The following is a 22326-nucleotide window of genomic DNA, read 5'->3' on the forward strand; positions in this document are numbered from 1 at the left end:
GGGTTCAGTGCGCCAGGATCTTCCCGAGGAAGTTCTTGGCGCGTTCATGCTGGGGATCGGTGAAGAAGGTTTCGGGGTCGGTGTCCTCCAGGACGCGCCCTTCGTCCATGAAGATGACGCGGTCTCCGGCCTGGCGTGCGAAGCCCATCTCGTGGGTCACCACGACCATGGTCATGCCTTCCCGGGCCAGCTGAACCATGACATCCAGGACTTCCTGGACCATCTCCGGGTCCAGGGCCGAGGTCGGCTCGTCGAACAGCATGACCTTCGGCTTCATCGCCAACGCCCGGGCGATCGCCACCCGCTGCTGCTGACCACCGGAGAGTTCGGCGGGCATCTTCTTGGCCTGCTGGGCCACCCCGACCCGTTCCAGCAGAGTCATGGCCTCCTTGGTGGCTTCGGCCTTCTTCAAGCCCTTGACCTTGATGGGGCCGACCGTGACGTTCTCCAGGATCGACTTGTGGGCGAACAGGTTGAAGGACTGGAACACCATTCCGACGTCGGCCCGCAGCCGGGCGAGGGCCTTGCCCTCTTCGGGGAGCGCCTCGCCGTCGATGCGAATGCTGCCGCCGTCGTCGATGGTCTCCAGCCGGTTGATGGTTCGGCACAGGGTCGACTTGCCGGACCCGGACGGCCCGATCACGATCGCCACCTGACCCTCCGGGATGGTCAGGTCGATGTCGGTGAGTGCCTGGAACGACCCGAAGTGCTTGTTGACGTTCGTCAGTTCGACGAGGGGGCGCTTCTCGGTCGACGTGCCGGCAGGAGGGTCCTCGGAGGCCGGTGTGCTCTGCGTCATAGTGTGAGGGTATAGCGTCATCGCCATCGCTCCTCGTGATGGTCGCACCCTTGACCAAATCGTTGTCTGCCGGTGCGACCCGAGAAACGTGGGCTCCTTGCGCCACGCCTCCGAGGCGCTCTCCGGTTCACCGATGGGTTCGAGAGCGTCTTCGGCACGCACGCGGGATTCCGGCGCAATAACGCCAAAGGACTGAGTGCCTCCGGCCGCTTCGTCAGCGATGGGGCCAGGGAGGCCTTCTCGCGGACCTCCGCCCTCGATCGCCTGGTGGCATCCAAGACGGTACTCAGTACCGGGAAGCCCGATGAGGAGGAGTTGAAGGCGTACCTGGCCCAGCCCCCGGAGACGACCGCGGCGCTGAAGATCGTGCACAGCAGCCCGCCGACGTCCGGATTCGAGAACAGCACCTTCCATGGGCTCAACGCCTTCGGATTCACCAGCGCGAGCAGGGCTTCGACCCCGGTTCGTTGGATGCTCGTGCCCGAACAGGAGGTCGACGCCGCTGCACCACCGGAGACTCCTGGCGAGAACTACCTCTTCGACGCGCTGATCCACGCCTGCGCGAAGGAGCCCCTGCGCTGGCGCCTCGTTCTCACGATCGGCGAGCCCCAGGATCCGACGCATGACGCCACGAAACAGTGGCCGACTGATCGGCGGAGGCTGGACGTCGGCACACTGACGCTCGACTCGGTGAACACCGAGGAAGAAGGCAACGCTCGCGACATCAGCTTCGACCCGCTGGTCCTTCCCGATGGCATCGCAGCTCTGGACGCTCCGCTGCTCAGCGCACGGTCATCGGTGTACGCCCGGTCCTTCGCGCGCCGCTCCGGAGAACTGAAGCACTTGAGCTGCGTCGACGTGAAAGAGGTGCAGGATGAGTCGTGAGAGTCTCGGGAATCCCTCGCAGTTCGCCCTCACGTCCCGCCTCCTGCACTGGTTCATGGCACCCATGGTCGTCATCCAGCTCTTCATCGCGGCGATCATGATGGCCTCGCTGGCGTATCGACCTCTCCTGCTGGCCATCCACGAACCCTTGGGGATCGCCATCCTTGTCTTCGTGGTGATCCGCATGGTCAACCGCATACTTCACCAGTCTTCGCCGTGACTCGACGGCGCCCGCCGTCCCTGACTCTTCATGCCTGGCTCAGGGTCACAATTCTCCGCCGTCGGTGAGCACGTCGATCTCGGCGTCGAAGAGGGCGTCAGCATCCACGCTCATGGCGTTGTAGGCGCCGCCGAGCTCAAGACTCACGAAGCCATGGAGTCGGGACCACACGCGCACCGCGAGCTGGAAGTTCGGAGCTCCCGTGCTGCGCGCGTGCAGCACCTCGGCGCTGTCGAGCGGGCTCGTGGTGGCATCCGAACCACCGTCGATCACTCCGAGGACGACTCCCATGAGTGATCGTCCAGCTTCGGAGATCTGCGTCGAATGGGCGTCGTACCCGGGCAGCGGCGGCTTGAACAGCAGTTCGTAGCGGTGCGGCTGCTCCTGCGCCCACACCCGGTAGGCCCGGGCAAGGCGGCGGATGCGAGCGTTCTCGCCTGCCCCGCGTTCCTCTGCCCGGCGCTCGCCGGCACCGACCGGCCGCGCCAGAGCATCGCGGAGGTCGCTGTAGGCGTCGACGACGAGGCTGCTCAGCAGCTCATCCCGATTGGCGAAGTAGCGATAGAGCGCCGGCCCGGAGACGCCGAGCTCCTTGGCGATCGCGTTGAGCGATATCGCCTGGGCGCCGCCGTCGGCGAGCTGCTCGAGCGCAATGGTCTTCACGTCATCGCGCACCTGCTCCCGAAACCGTTCGCGGATCGGCGTGCGGCGAGGTTCCGCTTCCATGGTGCGCTCCGTCCCGTCATCCCATCGCGCTGTCGCGTGCGACCAACGCTATCAGCTCCAGCGAACGCTTGACTCCCTCGATAGCCGCGAGTCATACTCATGCTTGTTAGAGCTTGTAACTCCGCGTGATCGGCACCCCTCGAAAGGCTCAGCTATGTCACTCAATGTTTCGGCACCCGTCGCCACGGGTCGTGAGCGAACGCCACGTCGCGGATGGGCGATGGCCGGCCTGTCAGCAGCCATGTTCGTGGTGATCCTCGACGTCTCGATGGTGAACCTCGCCGGCCCGACCATTCGCGACGGGCTCGGCCTGACCAGCACCGAGCTGTCCCTCGTCGTCGACAGCTACCTCGTCGCCTTCGCAGGCCTGCTGCTGCTCGGAGGGCGGATCGCCGATGTCCTCGGCGGTCGGCGCGTCTTCCTCACCGGACTGCTCGTCTATATCGCTGCGTCCGTCCTCTGCGCGCTGGCACCGTCGGGCGAGTTCCTGATCGCCGGCCGAGTCCTCCAGGGCGTCGGCGCTGCGGTCGTCACGCCGTCCGCCCTCTCGATCGTCGTCGGGCTGTACCCCGACGGCAAGGATCGCGCCCGAGCGCTCGGCATCTGGGGAGCGGTCGCAGGAGCGGGCAGCCTGCTGGGAGTCGTGCTCGGCGGTGTCGTCACGCAGATCCTCGGGTGGCAGTCGGTGTTCTGGATCCCCGTGCCGATCTCGGTCGCGGTCGGCATCGTCGTACTTCTCTGCGTACCGCCCGCCCACCCCCGGCCAGGTCGGTTCGACGCACCCGGCGCACTGACGATCACACTGGGGATCTCGGCTGTGGCGCTCGGCATGATCTCGGCGCCGGAGAACGGCTGGGACTCGCCGCTCACCCTCACCGGCCTCGCGATCGGTGTCGTCCTGCTCGCCGCTTTCGTCGTGATCGAGAAGAACTCGCAGCAGCCTCTGGTACCGCTCGGACACCTGCGCAAGAGCAACGTCGTCGTGGCCAACTGCGTGATGCTGCTGGTCGGAGGCGCCACGGTGAGCATGTTCTTCTTCCTCCCGCAGTTCCAGCAGGGCGAACTGGACATGTCTCCAGCATCGACCGGGCTCAGCCAGCTGCCCATCGCAGTCATGATCGTGGTCGCGAGCCTGGTCGCACCGACCCTCGCGAAGCTCCTCGGGTCGGCGCGCTCCCTGTCCCTGGCACTTCTGATCCTCGTCGGAGGTCTGCTCTGGCTGGCCTTCGATCGGACCGCGAGCGGCTTCTCGCTCTCACTCCTCGGTGCCTTTCTGCTCATCGGGGTCGGCATCGGCCTCTCCGGCGTCTACGCGACGACCACGGCCGTGCGCGATGCCGTCGCCGGCGAGACGGGTCTTCTCAGCGGGCTCATCAACGCCTCACGACAGCTCGGTGGAGCGATCGGTCTCGCCGCACTCGTCGGAGTCGCCACGATCAGCGGCACACCTCAGGGCGGCATCGACTTCACGACCGCCTTCCTCGGCCTGGCGGTGTTCGCGTTCGCGGCGTTCTGCCTCTCCTTCATCCCGACGGAGCCGACGCGGCCGGCCGCCGCACCACCGGCCGACGTCCGTGCGCACTGACGTCGTCTCCCCTGAAAGGACGCTCTCCATGACCGACACACTCCTCATCACCGGAGCCACCGGAACCGTCGGCTCCGCCCTCGTGCCAGCGCTTCGGGCCAGCGAGGCCACCGTGCGCGCCATGTCCCGAGAACGCCGCGACACCTCCGACGCCTCGTCGGTGCTGGCCGATCTCCGCGATCCGGCCTCCCTGGAGGCAGCGCTGACCGGCGCGTCGGGCGTCTTCCTCAACAGTCCCTCGACGCCCGAGGCGGCAGATCTCCAACGCAGATTCGCCGACATCGCGCAGGCCGCCGGCGTGCAACGACTCGTGCTGCTGTCGCAGTACGCCGCCGAGGTGGACTCGCCCGTGCGGTTCCTGCGCTGGCATGCCGAGGTCGAGCAGCACGTGCGCGAGCTCGACCTCGAGGTCACCGTGCTGCGTCCCAACCTCTACCTGCAGAGCTTGCTCGCGTTCGCGGCGAGCGCGGTGCGCACCGGCGTGCTGGCCGCGCCGATCGGGGATGCTGCGGTGAGCGCGATCGACACGAGAGACATCGCGGAGGTCGCAGCCGCCGTCCTCACCGAGCGCGGGCACGCGGGCGCTACCTACACATTGACCGGCTCGCGTGCGGTGACCCACGCAGAGATCGCCGCAGCGCTCTCGAAGGCGAGCGGTCGTGACATCACCTTCGCCCCGGTGACGCCGAGACAGTTCGCCGCCGCCCTGGAGGGATTGATGCCGACGTGGCAGCTGGACGGGCTGCTCGAGGACTACGCACACTACGACAGGGGCGAAGCCTCCGCAGTGCACACGAGCGTGGCCGATCTGCTCGGGCGCCCTGCCCGCAGCATCGAGGACTTCGCGCGCGACCACGCACGAGCCTTCGGGGCGCACGTGTGACGGAGCGCTGCTGCCGCGGCGACGCGTCCTGCACGCATCTCCTGCGCACGTCGCCGCAGCGGCCGCGCGTCCACTCCTCTCGCGGTGCTGCCCCGGGGATGCGGGTCGATGACTCCACGCATCGGGAGCATCCGAGCATCGGCCCGATCCGAGCCGTCCGCGCCGTCTAGGCGCCGGGGAGCGACAGGCGCACGCCCGCGAGATCCTCGAGCGCTGTCCAGACCCCCGCCGTGACCCCTTCACCCAGGGCGCTCGTGTGCCGCGAGGGAGTCAGTCGAATCGGAGGTCCGACGGACTTCTCAGGTCCGTAGAATTCTCCCCCTGCCGCCTCCGGGTCGACGAGCGCGCGCACGCCCGCCCAGGCCGCCGCATCCTTCCCCTGGGCCCAGGGGGTGAGCGGATTGCGCTGATTTCCGACGGCGGAATCCCGGATCCCCGGTCGGTGCGGTGTCTTGGCATCGGCACCGATGCCCGGCCGCGTGACGATGGAGGCGATCGGCAGGCCAGCGGCTCGGACTCGGCGGTCCAGCTCGAAGGCGAACACCTCGGTGAGCGTCTTGGCCTTGACGTAGGCAGCGATGCCGGTGCGCGGCGTGGTGCGAGGTTCCGTCACTTTCATGGGGAATCGTTGGACGTATCCGGTGGACGCGTGAATGACCCTGAGCGACCGGTCGTCCTCCCCAGGTCCGCGCGCCGCCAGAAGGCGCGCGACAAGAGCGACGTTGGCCACCGTGTGCGCTCCGGTCAGGAGCGGCAGTCCGTCGGCCGTCGTCGCCCGAGAAGTGAACTGCATCGGACCGCCGTTGAGAAAGATCCCGTCGAGGCGTGGCAGCGCCGCGAGGCGCTCGGCGCCCTCAGCCACGGACTCCAGGGAGGTGAGATCGAAGTCCACCGCCCGTGTGACCGCGCCAGGCACCTGCCCTCGGATCGCCGCCTCGGCGACCTCGATCTTCGTCGGTGATCGAGACGCGAGGACCACCTCGGCACCCGCCGAGGCGAGCTGCTCGGCCGCGAAGTATCCGATCCCCCCGGTGGCACCGGTCACGGCGTAGACACGGCCACGGAGGTCAGGGAGGTGAGTGGGGTTCCAGGTCATGCGAGCTCCTCTAATCGGATTAGCTATCCGCTTCACCGTACCCCCAAAACGGATGAAGAATCCAGATCTTGTAGGATGCGGTCATGCCCACACGTCGTTCGGACGCCGCGCGGTCCCGCGGCAGGATCCTCGAAGCCGCCCGCGAGCGCCCGGTCACCGACCTGCGACTCAATGAGCTGGCCCGTGCGGCAGACGTCGGCGTCGCCACCGTCTACCGCCATTTTCCGACCGTGGCCGCCCTCGTCGAGGCACTCACCCTTCACGCGCTCGAACAGCTCGTCGAGCAGGCTCGTACCGCGGCCGCGATGCCGGAGTCAGCTGACGCCTTCGCCCTGCTCGTGCGGACCACCGCGATCCAGCAGCTCGACCACCAGGGCCTGCAGACCATCCTCCTCTCGGACGAGGTATCGGATGCGGTGCGCACGCTGCGGGAAGAGCTCTTCGGCCTCGCGGAGGCGACGCTGGAGGACGCCATCCGCGACGGGGTGGTGCGTCCGGAGATGACGGTCGGCCACATCCAGCGGCTCGTCTGCGGCGTCGAGCACGCTGTGCGGCTCGGCGACGGCCATGACCGCGAGCTCCTGCTCGACGTGATGCTGTCGGGCCTGTCTCCGAGATAGCTCGGACGCGATCAGAGGTCGGCCCGGCGGACTCCGTGACCGCGCTCGTCCCACCGCATCAGGATCCGCAGGAGCAGGCCCCCGGCGAGGAGCCCTCCGACGAGGTCGCTCGCCCAATGCCAGCCGAGCAGGAACGAGACCACCACGGAGTTCACGCTGATCACGACGACTCCCCAGCACAGGAGGCGCACGAGCCGTCGGGATGCCCCGCTGTAGTGGGCGATCAGGTACACCGCCGCGCCATAGATCAGCACCGCCTCCGCTGCGTGCCCCGACGGGAAGCTGATCCCCTTCATGCCCATCGCCCACAGACCTCCGTCGAGAAGATCAGGGTCACGCTCGTAGGTCACCCCTCGCGCCAGCAGCACCTTCATGCCCCCGATGCCCACCAGGAAGGCGGCTTCGGATGCCAGCGCGAACACGATCGGCCGCCAGGATCGACGCCGGCGGGCGAGCACGACTGCGACGACAGCCAGCACGAGCAGACAGACCGCCTGGCTGGCGACTCGGTTCAGGACGTTCTGGGCGAACCACATCAGATCGGGTTCGAGGTGGTAGAGCCACCGCCGGGCGAGGAAGTAGTCCAACTCCTGCAGCGGCCCAGCAACCAGGAGGATCAGGATGAGCAATCCGATGGTCAGAGCCCTGACAGAGGTCAATCGGGCAAGCCAGCCTCCGCCTCGAGCCTGCAGCGGGCTTCGCACGAGGCGTGCGTCTATCGGGCCCTGAGGCGAATTGCGGGAATCGGCGATCATCGACGCACGAGCTTAGACGGCATGTGAGGTCCCGTTCGCAGAAGCGAGCCCAACCTCACGACACGTCGCACTGCTGATCCTCGATGTAGGGCGGCCCTCAGCGCACAGCGGGCCGATTGCCACGACTGCGCTCGCCTTCGACCACAGCGCGTGGCGGCTGGGTCGAGCGAGGTGAGAGCTACCGGAGCAGTCGGTTGACCAAGCGATGAAGGCCGCGCCGACCAGCGCGCTTACCCATAGCTTCCGGACCGCGGCTCACTGCGCGTGCATCGCCGCGCGCTCGTCGAATCCTCATGAGCCAGTTCAGCATGTCTGCCGACCTCCTCTTCCTCATCGGTTTCCCCGGAGGGCACGACACATCGCGCGCACTCCTCCACGCCTCCATGGGGAGGACGAGTCCGGGGCGGATCGTACCCAGACCCTACGCGTCTGCCGTGCCGGCGGCTCGCACTCAGGGTGAGGAGGCCGTGCGCTAAGGCACAACGGCGGCGGAGGGCTCGTCGCCAGCCAGCCGCTGGAGCAACTGCCGGCTCGGGGCATCGGCGGGGAAGAACGACTCCACGGCGATCTCATCCATGGTCACGTCGCGAGCCGCGCCGAACACCGTGAGCGTGTAGAGCAGCCGCAACGGACCGAGGTCGGTGTGCAGCAGCATCGGGATGATCGGATCGCCGGGCTCGCCGAGGACGGCGTCCTTCCCGAGCGGGATGGGATAGGACTGGATCTCGGCGAGCAGCTCGGCCAGGCCGGGGGCAGCGGTCCGGTCCAGTTGTCTCCGGACCCGGCGCACCACGTGGGATCGCCACTGGGTGTAGTTCCCCAGCCGGTGGGCCAGCCCGTCCGGATGCAGCGTGCTGCGCAACACGTTGACCGGCGGTTCCAGGAGAACAGGCGAGACGTCCCCGAATGCTGCCAGGGCCGACCGGTTTCCGGCCAGCAGCTCCCACCTCACATTCACCGCCATGGCGGGGTACGGCTCCTGTCCGGCCAGGAGCGCGTCCACCGCGGTTCCGGCTTCTCCGAGATCGGCGAGCGGCCGCTCGGAATGCGCAGGCGCGAAGCCCGCCGCGAGGTGGATCCGGTTGCGGTCCCGCAGGGGGACGTCCAGCTCCTCGCAGAGGCGTTCGATCATGTCGGGGCTCGGCCGGGACCGTCCGGTCTCGATGAAGCTGAGATGACGCGCTGAGAGGTTCGCCGCGACGGCCACGTCGAGTTGGGAGCGCCGTCGGCGCCCCCTCCACTGCCGCACCATGTCGCCGACCGGAGCTTCCTGGGCGAGCGTCATGCCGATGAGCCTGCCGGACAGAACAGTCGTGGGCAACTACCTCAGAGGTAATCGACAGGGTGCGTGCCCGGGGATCACAGTCGTCGTGGACCCACTCGGACCACGAACGAGGGAGAGACCATGAACCTGATCGAGATCCGCCACCCCGCCGGCAGTCTGAGCCCGGACGACCAAGCCGTGATGGCGGCCGAGATCGTCACCGGGCTGACCGGCGACACAGGTGATGACACCGTGCCCGAGTCGACCCTCCGCCGGGCCCGGGCGATGACCCACGTCGCCTTCACCGAACACTCCGGCTGGCACACGGGCGATGGCTCCTGGGGAGCGCCCGGGGACGTTCCCCCATTGTGGATCACCGTGACCGTGCCCGAAGCCTGGCGCGACGAGATGGCGCGGCACGAGATGGGCTGGCTCCGCCGTGCCGTGCGCCGCGTCGATGCCGACCACGGCTGGCAGCGGCCCGACGGCTGGCTGTGGATCACCATGATCGGGGTCGCCGATGGGAGCATCGGCCTGGACGGCAAGGCGTCGACGGCGGACCAGGTCGTCGCCGAGCTGAGCCGGGAGTTCCGGGCCGACCTGGACGCCGGAAAGATCGAGGTGCCCGAGGGGATGCTGCTGGACCCGATGTGCGGAATGCTCGTCAAGGACACACCTCGAGCGATCACCCTCGAGCACGACGGCACCAGGTACGGCTTCTGTGCCCACTCCTGTCGGGACGCCTTCGTACGTCAACCTGCCTCGTGATGGTCGGAAGCGATCCGAACGGCAACGACTTGGGGACCACCCGCGCGTCGATACGGATCTCGACCGGGCCCCGCATCTGATCAACGTCGGCGGCCACACCTGATCTCGGATCGATCCCGACGCGAAGGTCAGCGGCAGGCGCGTTTTCAGCGGACAGATTCTGTCCGCTACCGCTCATATCGTGTCCTCCAGGTCGCGGTCACGCGACGCCCCACACCTCAGGAGACGACAATGCAGCTCGCTGCCACCCGCATCATCACCGACGACGTCGACGCGCTCGTCGCGTTCTACGAGAAGGCCACCGGAATCACCGCCCGACGGCTGCACCCGATGTTCGCTGAGCTGCGCACGGAGACCGGCACGCTCGCGATCGCCAGCTCGGCCACCGTGCCGCTTCTCGGCGCCGATGCCGCCGAGGCCCGCGCGAACCGCACCGTCATGCTGGACTTCCTCGTCGAGAACGTCGACGCCACCTCTCGAGCACTGCGCGACGTGGTCGAGGAGTTCGTCAAGGAGCCGACAGACATGCCGTGGGGAAACCGGTCACTGCTGGCCCGGGACCCCGACGGCAACCTGATCAACTTCTTCAGGCCGATCGCCGCAGAGCAGTAGACGTTCCGGTTCTCCTCACCAAACCCGGGGGGCAACACCACTGTCGAGTCCGCCGACCCTGCGTACCGTGGTCGGTATGGAAAAATTCTTTGACTCCATTCGCCGCCTCGGCCTCCGGCGCGGCCCCCGACGCGTCGTCGCAGGCATCGGCGGAAGCCTCGCCGAGATGTCCGGACTCAACGTGTGGCTGGTCCGTGCGGCCGTCCTCCTGTCCTTCTTGCTGCCGGTACTGGGAGTCGGTGCATACCTGGTGGTCTGGGTCCTGACTCCCTGGCAGGACGGCCGCATCCCGTTGGAGCAGGCCTTGGGAGGCCGACGCGAACGGCGGTGACTCCTCCCCGGCACCCGCTGTCAGCCTTCGGCGAACCACTTGTCGATGGCTCGAACCACCTCGACGTGGATCTCGGCCGTGCGCACGGGATCCGCGACCTGCAGACCGTGGTCCGCGTCAGCGACCTCGAGCACCTCGGCGGAGAGTGACGCAGCGATCTCGCTGTCCCAGATCCCGGTATCGCCGGTGCCCCCGATGAGGAGCTGCCGGCCCGGATGAGCGTCGATCGCCTTCGCCACGCGAGCTTCCTTCACGAGCGGGGTCAGCCAGACCGCATCGATCCGATGCTCGGCGGCGTACGGCGCCGCCAGCGTGCCCAGCGATTTCCCGATCACCCGAATCGGTCCCGGGTGATCTCCGATCGCGGCGGCCAGCTCGTCCCCGATCTGCTGCGTCCCCCACTCGTCCGACGGTCTCCAGCTGACTTCGCGAACGTCCCACCCATGACTGAGAGCAACCTGACCTGCGAAGTTGAGCAGCGGCATGGCACAGGTGTACCAGCGCCCGGGAAGCAGGATCACCAGGCCGGAGGACGTGGGCAACGCCGGCCAGTTCATATAGTCACTCACTGCTCCACCTCGATCGCTGATGCGAGTCCACCCGACGCTGCGCCGATACGGGTTTCGACGACGGTGCCGACGCTTCCGGTCATCGTGCTGCCGGTGATCTGGACCGTATCGCCGATCGTGAACTTGTCCATGCCGGCCATGGTAGTGACCACGCTCCCGATGGTCGCTGCCCGACTGCATCACTTCGCGTCGTCGCGGGAATCGGCGGTCGTCGCGCCGAGAGGTCCGGAACCCCTACCGCATCGTCGGCTCTCAGCGGGGACAGATCGATGCGGCCATGGATGACGCGTGTCAGGACAGCTCTGCACTGTCCCAGCGCTGCATCGCGAGGTCGACAGCGCCGAGCAGGTCGGCTCGAGACGCACCATCCCGAGCAAGCTGAGCGTTTCCCTCCCACAATGCGGAGACGTGCAGCGCATGTGCTCGCGGAGGACTGCCCTCGGACATCGCGCGTGCGGCGATATCCGCCGTCGCCTTGGCCTCGATCATCGCCGTGACCGAGTCCCGTCGCCGGCGAAGGTCGACGGCGATCGGAGCCGACGCGGGCAGATGATTCGTCGCACCGTTGACGATCAGACAGCCGTGCGGACGGTCAGGCAGAGTCTGTTGCTGCGCGGCGTTGCGCAGAAGAATCGCCGCCGCGTGCCGCGCCGTGGGTGCGGACGCCGCCTCGTCGACGTAACCGCCATACCGCCGCGAGTACTCGTCCACGACCTCAGCGAACAGCGCGGCCTTGTTGCCGAACGCGGCATACAAGCTGGAGTCGGAGACGCCGAGAGCCGCGGTCAGGTCCTTGACCCCCACCACGTCGTAGCCCCGCCCCCAGAACAGATCCATTGCCCTGTCCAGGGCCAGTCCCCGGTCGAAGCCACGGGGTCGTCCGGTTCGCTGTGCCATGACCCCACTCTAGAGCGATCCCTCCAGAAGTGTGTACTCTTGTTCTGGAGAGATCACTACAGAAGAGGTTGGAGATGAGGACATTGGCCGGGAAGACGGCATTGGTCACGGGAGGGAGCGGCGGTATCGGTCGCGCCGTGTCGCTGCGACTGGCGATCGAAGGGGCTTCGGTCGCCGTCCACTTCGCCGAAGACCGCGACGCGGCCGAGGCGACGAGATCCCTGATCCGAGCGCGTGGCGGTCGGGCGACGACGATCCAGGCGAAGTTCGGCGACCGCGAGCCCGAGACGGTCGCACGGCATCTCTGGGAAGCGTTCGACCATCACCACGAGGGCCTCGACATCCTGGTCAACGCCGCGGGAGCCGTGCACTCACGCAAGCCCATCGGCGAACTCACCAGCGGTGACCTCGATGAGGCGTTGGTGGTCAACTCCGTGACACCGCTCATCGTCACGCAGCAGGCCCTGCACCGGATCCGCGATGGCGGCAGCATCGTCAACGTGTCAGCACACCTGACCCGGGGTGCGTACCAGCCCGACCTGGTCGCGTACGCGATCAGCAAGGCCGCTGTCGACGTCTGGACGCCCACGCTGGCCACACAGCTCGGCGCGCGCGGGATTCGAGTCAACTCGGTTGCTCCGGGGGTCGTCGACACCGATATGAACACCGAGTGGCTGGGGCACTCGCGCGAGATGGTTGCGGGGCTGTCCCCGCTCGGCCGCATTGCCGAACCCGACGACGTCGCCGATGTCATCGCCTTCCTTGCCGGCCCGGACGCCCGTTGGGTCACCGGCGAGCGCATCGACGTCTCTGGCGGATCATTGCTGTGACCAGCGGGCAGAAGGTGTCCGATCGGCTGGCGAACCCGCCGTGGGTCCAGTTCGCCGTGGTGGCCAGCATCGAGTTCCTGACCGTGATGGACGCGTCGGTCGTCAATATCGCGCTGCCGTCGATGCGTAACGAACTGGGCCTCAACGACGCGCAGACCACCTGGATCGTCTCGAGCTACCTCGTCGCCTTCGCCGGCACACTGCTGCTGTTCGGCCGGGTCTCTGACCTGGCCGGCCACCGCACCCTGTTCATGGTCGGCACTGCCCTGTTCATGGCCGCGTCCCTCCTCTGCGGTCTCGCCGACGAGCGGCTGACCTTGCTCCTGGGCCGTGCACTGCAGGGGCTGGGCGCAGCCATGGTGATGCCAGCGGCACTGGCCTTGATCATGGCGATGTTCCCCGAGGGCCCTTCACGGCGGCGGGCCCTCGGACTCTTCAGCGGCCTGGCGGGCGTGGCAGCACCGATCGGCCTGGTCGTCGGGGGCCTGCTGTCCAGCCTGGATTGGCACCTGATCTTCTGGATCAACCTCCCCGTCGGAGTGATCGTGCTCTTCCTCGGTCGCCGCACCCTGCCTGCGAGCGTGCGCTCCGTCGGCCACGTGGACGCCGCGGGAGCCGTAGCGGCCACAGGCTCGCTGATGCTGCTGACTTACGCCTTGGTCGACGCCGGGATCGCTGGATGGACGATGGCATCAGGTGCGGCCTTCACGGCGGCCGTCACCCTGGCATGCGTCTTCATCTGGCGACAACGAGTCGCCCCTGAACCCGTGATACCTCGCTCGCTGCTTCGTCACCGCACGACCACAGCCGGAGCGGCCCTGTTCGTCGTCGTGGGCACACTGCTGCTGTCGACCTTCTTCGTGGTGACGATGTTTCTCCAGGAGGTTCGCCTCTATGATCCGGTCACGGCTGCACTTGTCTACCTGCCCGTGCCGCTTGCCATGCTCCTGGGCAGTTCCATAGCCCCCAGGGCACTGGCACGGAGGGCGCCCCGGTCGGTGCTCGCGGGGGGACTGCTCATCCAGGCCGGCGGGCTCGTGTGCCTCGCCCTGTTCACCGGGGTGGGCGGAAGCATCACCCTCGGCTTCCAGATCCCGGCGGCGGTGTGGGCTTTCGGCCTGGGACTGTCGGTCGTGACGTCTTTCGTGGTGTGCACCTCCCACGTGCCCCCACCCTTGGTGGGGGCAGCGTCAGGGCTGGCGACCTGCGCGTATCAGGGAGGTGGAGCGGTCGGCCTGTCCCTGGTGACGCTGTTGGCGCAGTCGACCACCGACAGCACCGACGACCTGACGGCCGAACGTGCTGCCCTGGCAGGTCAGCACGTCGCTCTCTGGGCGCTTGCTGCGGCAGCCCTGATCGGGGCTGTGTGCACCGCGGTGCTGCTCCGCCGCGAGACGAGTGACCACCCCGTGGACACGTCAGATATGCCTAGTGGCCGAGGTTGACCTGCTCCCTGTGACGGTCGCCGCTCTCGATCAGGTCGACGAACCCGAGGGCGTAGTCAGCAGCGGAGATCGAGCCGCCGCCGTCGGGCTGAACCGAGACCTCGTCGCCGAGCCGATAGCGGCCGAGCCGCTGCGCTGGCATATGTGCGCCGAAACGGAGCGCCGGGCTCACAAAGACCCAGTTGAGTGTCTCGGGGGTGGCCGGAAGGTCCTCGATGATCAGACCCGACCCATCGCGGATCTCGTCGTGGAGCTCTGCGGGGATGTCGCTGAGATCGGTCACGAAGCGATCCGCCCCAGGCGCTGGGCGCAGCGAGGAGTAGCCGCCGACGATGTACAGGGGAACGCCTGCAGCATCTGCCAGGCGGCCGGCGCTGCGGTAGAAGCCGCGGAAGCTCGGGGCGAGCGGGCCGCGGGCGGAGTACGCCCCCACGACGACCTCCGCACTCTCGATGACCTGCGACAGCGTCGCCTCATCAGTGGCGTCTCCCTGAACATAGATCACGTCAGGGGTTGGCTGCTCGGGGAGCGAACGGCTCAGTGCGGTGACCTGGTGACCGCGAGCAGCGGCCTCGGCGACGATGGCTGAACCGGCGTAGCCGGTTCCGCCGATGACGGTGATGCGAGACATGAGATGCCTTTCGACGATGAGGTGGCGTCGGACGGCGCCACCTGGTTACCGTAGGAGAGCAGATCTCTTATCGGAAGAAGGCACTTCGTGGTAACCACTAGGACCGAGTCCGCGCTCGACGGCAACCCCTACCGCGCGGACTGCCCTTCTCGCCGCATCCTGGATCGCATCGGTGACCGCTGGACGGTGCTCATCGTCGGCGCCCTCTGGGACGACAGCGTCCGCTTCTCGGAGCTGCGCCGACGCGTGGAGGGCATCTCGCAGAAGATGCTCACCCAAACCCTCCGCGCGCTGGAACGGGACGGGCTGGTGCGTCGCACCGTCCACCCCGAAGTTCCGGTCCGCGTCGAGTACACCCTCACCGAAGCGGGTCGCACCCTGCGCGAACCGCTGCGCGCTCTCGAGGAATGGTCGATAACCCATCTCCGCGACGTGTCGGCTTCCCAGGAAGCCCACGACCACACGGTGGCCTCCTGACCGACGTCCCGCCCGTCTCCGGGCCGGGCACACTCAGCACAGAGCCGTCGATCACATCGCCACCTGGGCCGACGACCTCGGCTCCAGCACGGCCCCCGGCCATTCATCCCGCCGCCACGAAATGGTCACGGCGACGGCGTTCACTGTCTTCATGGACAGCCTCTCGTCGCCGAACCGCCGATCCCTGCTCAAGGGGGCTGCCGCTGCGGCCCTCGCCACGTCCCTGCCCGTCGCCGGATCCGCGTCTGCGGCACCGGCGGCGCCGTCCGCCCCTGTCGGGTCCCGGCTGACACTCCCTTCCGGCCTCCAGACGGGGGACGTCACCTCACGCTCTGCGGTGCTCTGGTCCCGCGCCTCGGGTGAGGGGCGGCTCCACGCCGTCCTGCACGCTCTCGACTCCCAGGGCGAGCGCATCATCGGCAACGGCAGAGGGCGCGGAAAGGACAACGGCCGGAACGGGCACCCGATCACCCTGCGCGGGCCCTGGGCCACTGCGGAGACCGACTTCACCGCACGCGTCAGTGCGAAGGGCCTCCCCGACGGCACGACCTTCGAGACCGAGGTGTACTTCGAGGACGAGAACGGCCGGCGCAGCGAGGTCGGTGCCGGACGGTTCAGCACGGCCCCGGGCAAGCGGTCCGACGGCGCGCAGACGTTCGTCTGGACGGCCGATACCGCCGGCCAGGGCTATGGCATCAACCCCGACGTCGGCGGCATGTTCGGCTACGAGACCATGCGATCCTTCTCCCCCGACTTCTTCCTCCACGCCGGCGACACCATCTACGCGGACGGTCCGATCACCGAATCCCTGGAGGAGCCGGACGGCGCCGTCTGGCGCAACCTGGTCACCGAGGAGGTGGCGAAGGTGGCGGAGACGCTGCGGGAGTTCCGTGGCCGCCACAGCTACAACCTGATGGACGAGAACATCCGCGCGATGTACGCCGAGGTCCCCGTGATCGCCACCTGGGACGACCACGAGACCACGAACAACTGGTGGGCCGGCGAGGTGCTCACGGACGAGCAGTACACGGTGCGCGACGTGAACACCCTCGCCGCCCGGGGCCGTCGTGCCTGGCAGGAGTACCAGCCGATCGCCGAGGTGCGCGCCCTGTCCCCCGGCAGCGGCTTCGAGCCCGAGCGGATCTACCGCCTCATCGAGCGCGGCCCGGACCTGGACGTGTTCGTGCTCGATATGCGCACGCACAAGGGCGAGAACACGAACGGCCTGGAGCAGCAGGCCACCCCGATACTCGGCGAGGAGCAGCTGCAGTGGCTGCTGAAGGGGCTGCGGAGGTCGCAGGCGACCTGGAAGGTGATCCTCGCCGATCTGCCACTGGGCATCGTCGTCCCGGACGGGGCGGGCCAGGAGTCGATCTCCAATGCCGAGAACGGCGCACCATTGGGGCGGGAGCTCGAGCTGGCCCGACTGCTCTCGGGGATCAAGACGCAGAAGACGAAGAACATCGTGTTCCTCACCGGCGACGTCCACTACTGCGCCGCCCACCACTACTCGCCCGAGCGAGCTGCGTTCACGGACTTCGACCCCTTCTGGGAGTTCGTCGCCGGTCCGATCAACGCCGGCTCCTTCGGGCCCAACGAGATGGATGGGACCTTCGGGCCGCAGGTGGACTTCCAGAAGGCCGGCCCGGCGCTGGGGTCCCCGCGCGACGGCGCCGGCCAGTTCTTCGGCCGGGTCCAGATCGCCCCGCAGGGCGATGAGTTCACCGTCGAGCTAATCGATGCCAACGGCGACGTGCAGTACACCCGCACCCTGATTCCGCAGCACTGACCTCGTCCGGAGCGGACCTACCCTGAGAGGACGGGACCCACCGCAGAAGGAGACGACATGGCCACCGCCCTGGCAGCCGGCCGCCGGCACAGCGTCGCGTGCCGCGCGGACGGGACGGTCATGGCGGCCGGCGACGACCGAGCCGGCGAATGCGACGTGCTGTCGTGGTCGGGAGTGATCGCCGTCGCGGCCGGGAACGTGCACTCGGCCCGCAATACCGGGCGGTCGCACACCGTCGGGCTTCGAGCCGACCGCACGGCACTCGCCACCGGGTGGAACCGTGACGGTCAGACCGACGTCTCCGGGTGGAGCGAGATCACTGCTGTCGCGACCGGGTGGAGAACCACCCTCGGTCTCCGGGTGGACGGCACCGTGGTGGCGACTGGACGCCGGGCAGAGGGGCAATGCGACGTGGGGGCGTGGAGCGAGATCGTGGCGATCGCCGGCGGGGACTGGCATAGCGTGGCCGTTCGGCACGATGGCACTGCCCTGGCCACCGGCAACAACCAGCGAGGGCAGTGCAAGATCGGTGGATGGCTGAACCTGGTCGACGTCTCGGCCGGTCATCTGCACACCGTCGGTCTGCGGGATGACGGCACCGTCATCGCGACGGGCGAGACCGGCTCAGGCCAGTGCGATGTCGCGTCGTGGAGCTGCGTCACAGCCGTGGCAGCCGGCAGCCACCACACGCTCGCGCTCCGGGAGGACGGAACCGTGCGCGCCGTCGGCGGCAATCAGTTCGGACAGTGCGAGGTGGCGCAATGGCGTGACGTCACGGCGATCGCCGCCGGGTCGGCGCATTCGCTCGGGCTCCTCGTCGACGGGACCGTGGTGGCGACGGGGGACGACGCCGACGGGCAATGCGCCGTGGGCACCTGGCAGCTGGGCCGGGCGCCCCGTGCACCTGATGCTCGCGACGGATCGGATCAGCGGCCCGGTCCCTGAAGAGACGCGATCGTGAGTGAGCGGTCGACACCTGGAGTTCTGCCGACATGAGCGCCGCGACTGGTTCCGCGGAAGCCGCGGGTCATGCCTCCCCCATGGCCCCGAACATGGCACATCCACTCGAGCACATCAGTGCGGGACCGATGTGCTCGAGCCGCACCGCCGATAGCGTGGCCCGCGCCCAGGACGAGGGCGACCTGCCGGGCACATCGGATCCGATCATCCTGGCTCGGGCCCTTCTCACCGCTCAGCAGGGGATCGTGTTCATGTGCCGGACCGGGATGGACGCGACCACGCTCGCTGCCACTACTCGATCACTCACGGACCACCTGCTGCCGGAACACTCCGACGCCCGACGGCGCAGGGCGGGTCTGCGCGGCCCTGCCTTCAGCGGGGCCCGAACCCACGTCGGGATCGACCCGCCGCCCCTCGCCCCCAGTCACACGGAGAATCGAAGCTCGCCGGCGACGCCACGGCTCGGATCCTCCGGCTCCAGCTCGGAGGATCATCGGTCCTCGCCGGCTGCGTGAAGCATCCTCGTCGCTGCGGCCCTCACCCGGTGTCGGAGTTCCTCGGGACGATCGATCACCACCTCGCAGTCGAGAGCCGCGACGACGGACGGCAACCACTCGAGGCTCTGTGCATGGATCTCGGCCCGATGCCAGGGCAGGGCATCGTCGCGCCCCTGGCCCGCCACTGGGTCCAGCCTTTCGAGTCGAGCCACGCTGGGCGGCAGCTGTGCCCGGATGTGATCCTCGGTCTCTCGAATGCGCAGCACGACCTGCCATCGATAGTCCGCATCCGCGAAGAGGCCGAGAAGGCGGTTGACCAGATCGAGATGCTGCGGCGGCGTGAAGGTGCCGGGCATCGGCCGAGCTGATCGGATCCGGTCCACCCGGAAGGCACGCTCCTCCTGCCGATCTGTGTCGAGCGCGACGAGATACCACCGGTCCGAGTGCGCGACCAACCCATAGGGGTGGATGGTGCGCCGCGACGGGACTCCGTCGCCGCTGCGGTACCGCAGGTCGACGACGTGCGAAAGAGTCACGGCCTCCGCCAGGGTCAGCATCACAGCAGGGTCGGGAGCGACTCCCCCGTGCTGGGACGTCCGCGTCATCGCCCCGAGCAGCGTGTCGATCCGCTCCGCATCAGCGGTCGGCAGAGCTCGGGTGATCTTGGACAGGGCAGTCTGCGCGGCGACCCCTGGTTCGCGTGTTGCCGCTTGCGCACGGGCGAGCCCGAGAAAGACCGCCACCACTTCCTCACTGCTGAACATGAGCGGGAGGACGCGCTGGCCGGGCGCCAGCCGATAGCCGCCGTAACGCCCCCGCAGCGTCTCGACGGGGATTCCTAGATCGACCAGTCGCGCCACATCTCTGCGAACCGTCCGCTCGTCGACGCCGAGGCGCTCTGCCAGCTCTCCGACAGTGCGCAGCTGCGCGGACTGCAGCAGTTCGAGCACCCTCAGCGCCCGCGCGGTGGTGTCTGCCATGCATCCATCATCGCCTACATACCGGGCAGTTCTTGCCCGGTATCGCCAGTACTGTCCTGTCCGTGGCCGGATCCGTGGGCCACATCCACAGTCACCCCAGGAGGAGACGGCAATGCAGTTGGCAGCCACCCGCATCATCACCGACGACGTCGATGCACTCGTCGCGTTCTACGAATCGGCCACCGGACTCACCGCCGAGCGGCTCCACCCCTTGTTCGCCGAGCTGCGCACCGCATCGGGCACGCTGGCCATCGCGAGCTCAGCCACGGTGCCACTGCTCGGGGACGATGCCGCCGAGGCTCACGCGAATCGCAGTGTCACCTTGGACTTCCTCGTCGACGACGTCGACTCGACCCGCACGGCTCTTCAGGATGTCGTCGACGAGTTCGTCAAGGAGCCGACGGACATGCCCTGGGGCAACCGTTCGCTCCTCGTCAGGGATCCGGACGGCAACCTGATCAACTTCTTCGCACCGATCAGCGAGGCGGCCCAGGCACGTTTCGCGAGCACTGCTCAGGAGTAGACCCTGAGGCATCGACAGAGATTCGGCACCTGGGCGCCGGTCGCGCCCAGGTGCCGAAGATCCCGCAGCGTCGGATCAGCTGGCGACGCTCGCGCTGCCTTCGTCCGGCGGCGTCATGTTCGCGTACTCGTCGATGCGGTCGATGAGACCGCCCTGGAAGCCGAAGTACATCGCCACGGGCAGCTCGGTGCCGGAACCGTCGGGCATGCTGATGTGGAGCACGTGCTGCTGGAGCACCTCGTCGGGCTTCTGGAACTGACGGGTGATCTCGTACCGCAGCGCGACGACACCCCCACCGCTCGACATCTGCTCGAGCTGCTCGAGGTTCTCCTCGATCGTCTGCTCGCCCTGGCCGTCGTTGTGCCAGACGGTGGCCGTGTCCGTGCACATCGCTCGCATGCTCGCGAAGTCGAAGTGCTCCAGATGTCGCAGGTACTGGACCGCCTTCTCGGTCAATTCAGATTCCATGATTCCGTCCTGTTCTTCGTTGTCGGGCTCTGTCACCGTGCTCCCGCTCGTTCCGTCGAGAACGAGTGCACGTTCCCCAGCGTCGACGACGACCGGAAGATGGTTCGACTCCGGCGGGATCGGGCACGGAAACGCCGTGGAGAACGCGTGGTGGGGCAGGGTCACCTGGTTGAAGTCGACCCGCAGAGTGCTGCCCTCGCCCGGGGGGAGGATCAGCCATCGACCGATCTCGGGGGTGTCGGTGCCGCTGCTGGGATCGGTGAAGACCGCCAGACGCAGACCGGGGACGGATTCCAGCACCATCAGGGTGTGCTCCTGGCCGCCGAGCTCGACGACCAGGTCGCCCGGGGCGGGGACTGTCTCCTTGCTCCGAGGGCTGGTCAGACGCCCTACTTCGATGGTCCGGCCCGGCACTGGCCGGTACTCGGCGTGGACGACCCAGCTCGGATCGTACGGATAGCTCGCGATATCGCGCAGCCTCGTGAGACCAGGTGCGGAAGGGTCCCAGACGACCATGCCGAAGGTTCCGCCCCATCCTTGGACGAAACATACCCGCCCATCAGCAAGCTCCACCTGACTGCCGGATTCGACGTCCACCGCACCGGTCACCGGCCGACCTCCGATCGACACTCCGTCCGCGGCGGTGACGGTGAGGGTCAGGACCCCCGAAGCACTCACCTCCCATCGACCGGGCAAGCCCGGCACCCCCGGTTCGGGCTGCGAGATCATGGCCAGTTGGTCGGTGCCCGCCTTGCCGCCCGGTCCGGCGATCTCCTCCCAACGGTTCTTCCGCCAGGTCGCGTACTCCACCGGCACACCCGGATGGCCAGAATCCTCAGTAGACATCGATCCTCCTGTTCCTGTCGGCGCCCGCACCGAGCGCCCTCGAGACTCCACACTGCGACGGCGACACAGGTTCTTGCAAACACTATTGCCGTTCTGGCAAACTGCCGGCCATGAACACCGAGAAGAGCGAAGACCTCGACGCCGTCGGGCCCCGACTGCGCAACCTGCGCCAAGAACGCGAGACCACGCTGGCCGAGATGTCGACCGCTACCGGCATCTCCATCAGCACGCTGTCCCGGCTGGAGTCCGGATCCCGGCGGCCGACCCTCGAACTGCTGCTACCGCTGGCCAGAGCGCACGGCGTCACGCTCGACGAGCTCGTCGATGCTCCAGCCACCGGTGACCCACGTGTTCACCTGCGCCCCATCCACTGCAAGGGAGGGCAGACGGTCCTGCCGTTGACCCGGCGCCCCGGCGGCATCCAGGCCTACAAGTTCATCCTCCCGGGACGCCGCAGCTCGGATCAGCCCGCCCTCAAGACCCACGAGGGGTACGAATGGGCCTACGTCCTCAACGGACAGCTGCGGCTCGTGCTCGGCGAATACGACACGGTCCTCTCGCCCGGCGAAGCCGCCGAGTTCGACACCCGCACACCACACTGGTTCGGCGCCGCAACCACCGGGCCCGTGGAGTACATCGGACTCATCGGACGGCAGGGCGAGCGCGCACACATCCGCGTCCGCTCCACCCCCAAGACGTGAACGAGCGCTCCGGCCAGGCGACCACAGCCGACGCCCGCTGACGTTCACCGACGTGGCGAACAAGCGCGGGCTTCTCCCACGCGGCGAGCCGGTCTCGTGCAGGGACCGATGTGCGCAGTGGCGGCCTGAGCACGCTTCTCGAGCCACCCGCACCTCTTCCCGGCGCCGA

Annotated in this window: 26 protein-coding genes; 15 read left to right on the forward strand and 11 right to left on the reverse strand. The window is 67.9% G+C overall.

All coding sequences use genetic code 11. The features are described from left to right. Positions 1-4 precede the first annotated feature (4 nt). On the reverse strand, positions 5-799 hold the full coding sequence (locus INT51_RS00705) for an amino acid ABC transporter ATP-binding protein (protein WP_193103278.1): 795 nt from the start codon (positions 797-799) through the stop codon (positions 5-7). A 267-nt stretch (positions 800-1066) separates the two neighbouring features. Here INT51_RS00705 and INT51_RS00710 point away from each other — a divergent pair, with 267 nt between their 5' ends. Together INT51_RS00710 and INT51_RS00715 are read left to right on the forward strand one after the other, a co-directional pair. Beyond that, positions 1067-1684, forward strand: coding sequence for a catalase (locus tag INT51_RS00710; protein WP_304502036.1), 618 nt, complete (start codon positions 1067-1069; stop codon positions 1682-1684). Next, the gene (locus INT51_RS00715) at positions 1674-1904 is read left to right on the forward strand and encodes a cytochrome b/b6 domain-containing protein (RefSeq protein ID WP_193103279.1); all 231 of its coding nucleotides are present in this window, start codon (positions 1674-1676) and stop codon (positions 1902-1904) included. The genes INT51_RS00710 and INT51_RS00715 overlap by 11 nt, the downstream gene beginning before the upstream one ends. Positions 1905-1949: 45 nt before the next feature. Here INT51_RS00715 and INT51_RS00720 read toward each other — a convergent pair whose 3' ends face one another. Beyond that, on the reverse strand, positions 1950-2630 hold the full coding sequence (locus INT51_RS00720; RefSeq protein ID WP_193103280.1) for a TetR/AcrR family transcriptional regulator: 681 nt from the start codon (positions 2628-2630) through the stop codon (positions 1950-1952). Positions 2631-2850: 220 nt separating this feature from the next. Between INT51_RS00720 and INT51_RS00725 the strand changes: the two genes are divergently transcribed. Then, entirely contained in the window at positions 2851-4215 is a 1365-nt protein-coding gene (locus tag INT51_RS00725; protein ID WP_226831798.1) for an MFS transporter, read from the forward strand. Between the two features lie 28 nt (positions 4216-4243). After that, on the forward strand, positions 4244-5098 hold the full coding sequence (locus INT51_RS00730; protein ID WP_193103281.1) for an SDR family oxidoreductase: 855 nt from the start codon (positions 4244-4246) through the stop codon (positions 5096-5098). Positions 5099-5264: 166 nt separating this feature from the next. Here the strand turns inward: INT51_RS00730 and INT51_RS00735 are convergent, their stop codons facing one another. Next, positions 5265-6194, reverse strand: a complete 930-nt coding sequence (locus INT51_RS00735; protein ID WP_193103282.1) for an SDR family NAD(P)-dependent oxidoreductase — start codon at positions 6192-6194, stop codon at positions 5265-5267. An 83-nt stretch (positions 6195-6277) separates the two neighbouring features. Between INT51_RS00735 and INT51_RS00740 the strand changes: the two genes are divergently transcribed. Next, positions 6278-6814, forward strand: a complete 537-nt coding sequence (locus INT51_RS00740; RefSeq protein WP_193103283.1) for a TetR/AcrR family transcriptional regulator — start codon at positions 6278-6280, stop codon at positions 6812-6814. Between the two features lie 11 nt (positions 6815-6825). On the opposite strand, the gene INT51_RS00745 is transcribed toward INT51_RS00740, so the two are convergent. Further along, positions 6826-7473 (reverse strand): phosphatase PAP2 family protein, encoded by a 648-nt coding sequence (locus tag INT51_RS00745; protein WP_226831799.1) that lies wholly within the window; start codon positions 7471-7473, stop codon positions 6826-6828. Between the two features lie 568 nt (positions 7474-8041). Further along, positions 8042-8854, reverse strand: coding sequence for a helix-turn-helix domain-containing protein (locus tag INT51_RS00750; protein ID WP_193103285.1), 813 nt, complete (start codon positions 8852-8854; stop codon positions 8042-8044). A gap of 120 nt (positions 8855-8974) precedes the next feature. Between INT51_RS00750 and INT51_RS00755 the strand changes: the two genes are divergently transcribed. The 3 genes from INT51_RS00755 (at position 8975) to INT51_RS00765 (ending at position 10544) form a co-directional block, all read left to right on the forward strand. Further along, positions 8975-9601 (forward strand): YHS domain-containing protein, encoded by a 627-nt coding sequence (locus INT51_RS00755; RefSeq protein WP_193103286.1) that lies wholly within the window; start codon positions 8975-8977, stop codon positions 9599-9601. A 231-nt stretch (positions 9602-9832) separates the two neighbouring features. After that, a complete protein-coding gene (locus tag INT51_RS00760) occupies positions 9833-10213 on the forward strand; it encodes a VOC family protein (protein ID WP_193103287.1) in 381 nt (126 codons plus the stop codon). Between the two features lie 76 nt (positions 10214-10289). Then, entirely contained in the window at positions 10290-10544 is a 255-nt protein-coding gene (locus INT51_RS00765; protein WP_193103288.1) for a PspC domain-containing protein, read from the forward strand. A 20-nt stretch (positions 10545-10564) separates the two neighbouring features. On the opposite strand, the gene INT51_RS00770 is transcribed toward INT51_RS00765, so the two are convergent. The 3 genes from INT51_RS00770 to INT51_RS00780 all read right to left on the reverse strand — a co-directional run bounded on the left by INT51_RS00770 (position 10565) and on the right by INT51_RS00780 (position 12010). Beyond that, positions 10565-11113, reverse strand: a complete 549-nt coding sequence (locus INT51_RS00770) for an alpha/beta hydrolase (protein WP_193103289.1) — start codon at positions 11111-11113, stop codon at positions 10565-10567. Further along, entirely contained in the window at positions 11110-11253 is a 144-nt protein-coding gene (locus tag INT51_RS00775) for a hypothetical protein (RefSeq protein WP_193103290.1), read from the reverse strand. The genes INT51_RS00770 and INT51_RS00775 overlap by 4 nt, the downstream gene beginning before the upstream one ends. A 151-nt stretch (positions 11254-11404) precedes the next feature. Then, on the reverse strand, positions 11405-12010 hold the full coding sequence (locus tag INT51_RS00780) for a TetR/AcrR family transcriptional regulator (RefSeq protein ID WP_193103291.1): 606 nt from the start codon (positions 12008-12010) through the stop codon (positions 11405-11407). Between the two features lie 74 nt (positions 12011-12084). Here INT51_RS00780 and INT51_RS00785 point away from each other — a divergent pair, with 74 nt between their 5' ends. Continuing rightward, positions 12085-12840, forward strand: a complete 756-nt coding sequence (locus INT51_RS00785) for an SDR family oxidoreductase (RefSeq protein WP_193103292.1) — start codon at positions 12085-12087, stop codon at positions 12838-12840. Beyond that, entirely contained in the window at positions 12837-14285 is a 1449-nt protein-coding gene (locus tag INT51_RS00790) for an MFS transporter (RefSeq protein WP_193103293.1), read from the forward strand. The genes INT51_RS00785 and INT51_RS00790 overlap by 4 nt, the downstream gene beginning before the upstream one ends. Here the strand turns inward: INT51_RS00790 and INT51_RS00795 are convergent. Continuing rightward, positions 14269-14916, reverse strand: coding sequence for an NAD(P)-dependent oxidoreductase (locus tag INT51_RS00795; RefSeq protein WP_193103294.1), 648 nt, complete (start codon positions 14914-14916; stop codon positions 14269-14271). The genes INT51_RS00790 and INT51_RS00795 overlap by 17 nt on opposite strands. 87 nt (positions 14917-15003) lie before the next feature. Here INT51_RS00795 and INT51_RS00800 point away from each other — a divergent pair, with 87 nt between their 5' ends. The 3 genes from INT51_RS00800 to INT51_RS00810 all read left to right on the forward strand — a co-directional run bounded on the left by INT51_RS00800 (position 15004) and on the right by INT51_RS00810 (position 18127). After that, positions 15004-15393 carry a helix-turn-helix domain-containing protein gene (locus INT51_RS00800; RefSeq protein WP_193103295.1) on the forward strand — a complete coding sequence of 130 codons (390 nt, stop codon included), beginning with the start codon at positions 15004-15006 and terminating at the stop codon, positions 15391-15393. Between the two features lie 151 nt (positions 15394-15544). Then, positions 15545-17182 (forward strand): alkaline phosphatase, encoded by a 1638-nt coding sequence (locus INT51_RS00805; RefSeq protein ID WP_193103296.1) that lies wholly within the window; start codon positions 15545-15547, stop codon positions 17180-17182. Positions 17183-17239: 57 nt separating this feature from the next. Next, positions 17240-18127, forward strand: a complete 888-nt coding sequence (locus INT51_RS00810; protein WP_193103297.1) for a chromosome condensation regulator — start codon at positions 17240-17242, stop codon at positions 18125-18127. Between the two features lie 505 nt (positions 18128-18632). Here the strand turns inward: INT51_RS00810 and INT51_RS00815 are convergent. Continuing rightward, complete coding sequence (locus INT51_RS00815; RefSeq protein ID WP_193103298.1) at positions 18633-19619, reverse strand: YafY family protein; 987 nt, start codon at positions 19617-19619, stop codon at positions 18633-18635. Positions 19620-19731: 112 nt separating this feature from the next. Here INT51_RS00815 and INT51_RS00820 point away from each other — a divergent pair, with 112 nt between their 5' ends. Beyond that, positions 19732-20142 (forward strand): VOC family protein, encoded by a 411-nt coding sequence (locus INT51_RS00820; RefSeq protein ID WP_193103299.1) that lies wholly within the window; start codon positions 19732-19734, stop codon positions 20140-20142. Between the two features lie 75 nt (positions 20143-20217). On the opposite strand, the gene INT51_RS00825 is transcribed toward INT51_RS00820, so the two are convergent. Further along, complete coding sequence (locus INT51_RS00825; RefSeq protein WP_193103300.1) at positions 20218-21456, reverse strand: DUF1684 domain-containing protein; 1239 nt, start codon at positions 21454-21456, stop codon at positions 20218-20220. A 110-nt stretch (positions 21457-21566) separates the two neighbouring features. On the opposite strand from INT51_RS00825, the gene INT51_RS00830 reads away from it, so the two are divergent. Beyond that, the gene (locus tag INT51_RS00830; protein ID WP_193103301.1) at positions 21567-22157 is read left to right on the forward strand and encodes a helix-turn-helix domain-containing protein; all 591 of its coding nucleotides are present in this window, start codon (positions 21567-21569) and stop codon (positions 22155-22157) included. The last annotated feature ends 169 nt before the right edge of the window (positions 22158-22326 follow it).

The sequence above is a fragment of the Brachybacterium sp. FME24 genome, from assembly GCF_014897705.1.
In the GTDB taxonomy this organism is placed as follows: domain Bacteria; phylum Actinomycetota; class Actinomycetes; order Actinomycetales; family Dermabacteraceae; genus Brachybacterium.